Here is a 1,343-nt window from a genome sequence, read left to right as displayed (position 1 = left end):
GATGAACCGCACGCTCGCCACCCCGTAGCCCCAGCGTTCGAGGGCGTCCTTCGCTGCGTCGACGAGGTCCGGCGAGTCCGCGAGCCCGAGGTAGTTGTTCGCGCAGAAGTTGAGCAGGTCGGCGCCGTCCGCCTCGATCGCCGCCCGCTGGGGTCCGGCGATCCCCCGTTCCCGCTTCGTCAGCCCCGCCGCCTCGATGCCCGCGAGCTCCCCCGCCAGGTGGTCCTTGATCGCGCCGTACATCAGTGCTCCGTCCAGTCGATGACGACCTTGCCGCCGTCCGCGCTCGCCGCCGCGGCGAACGCCTCCTCCCAGTCACGCGCGGCGTACCGCGCCGACACGATCGAGCCGATGCGGTCCCGCAGCACCGCACTCGTCTGCAACATCGAGCTCATCGCCTGCCACGTCTCGAACATCTCGCGGCCGTAGATGCCCTTCACCGTGAGCATGTGCGTGACGACCTTGCCCCAGTCGACGGCGATCGGGCCGCTCGGCAGCCCGAGCATCGCGATCCGGCCGCCGTGGTTCATGTTCTCGACCACCGCCGGCAGCGCGGTCGGCGCGCCGGACATCTCGAACCCGACGTCGAACCCCTCGCGCATGCCGAGCCGCTCCTGTGCCGCGCGGATCGCCGCGGCGCCACCACCGTCACCGCGCACGTCCACACCGAGGTCCGCACCCATCGCCTCGGCCATCCGGAGCCGGTTCGGGCTCACGTCGGTGCCGACCACGAACCGGGCGCCCGCGTGGCGTGCGACCGCGATCGCCATGAGCCCGATCGGACCGCACCCGGCGACCACGACGTCCTCGCCGACGAGCGGGAACGCGAGCGCCGTGTGCACCGCGTTGCCGAGCGGGTCGAACAGGGCGCCGACCTCGGGTTCCACCGGGCCGTGGTGCACCCACACGTTCGTGCCCGGCAGGGTCAGGTACTCCGCGAACGCGCCGTCGCGCTGGACGCCGAGGCCCTTCGTCCGGATGCACATCTGCCGCCGACCCGCGCGGCAGTTCCGGCAGGTCCCGCACACGATGTGGCCCTCGCCCGAGACCCGGTCGCCCACGGCGACGTCGCGGACGGCGGCGCCCACCTCGACCACCTCGCCGAAGAACTCGTGGCCGGGGACGAGCGGCGTCGTCACCGCCGACGCCGCCCAGTCGTCCCACCGCTGGATGTGCAGGTCGGTCCCGCAGATCCCGGTCCGGAGGACGCGGATGAGGACCTCGTCCTCCGCGGGGTCCGGCACGGGCCGGTCGGTCATGGTCAGTCCCGGACCGGCGTCCGGCTGTAGAGCGCCCGCATCGGCGTCACCTCGTCACTTCGTCGTGCGTGTGATGTGTCCATC

General features: G+C 72.4%; 2 pseudogenes. Both read right to left on the bottom strand.

The window, feature by feature from the left end:
- Positions 1-243: pseudogene (locus I59_RS14990) on the bottom strand (glycine C-acetyltransferase); the annotation flags it as partial.
- Positions 243-1,300: pseudogene (gene tdh / locus I59_RS14985) on the bottom strand (L-threonine 3-dehydrogenase). The pseudogenes I59_RS14990 and tdh, both read right to left, overlap by 1 nt.
- Positions 1,301-1,343: the final 43 nt, after the last annotated feature.

The sequence above is a fragment of the Curtobacterium sp. B8 genome, from assembly GCF_000333315.1.
Lineage (GTDB): Bacteria > Actinomycetota > Actinomycetes > Actinomycetales > Microbacteriaceae > Curtobacterium > Curtobacterium luteum.
The sequence above is the reverse complement of the archived record's forward strand: the minus strand, read 5'-3'. Positions and strand labels throughout refer to the sequence as shown.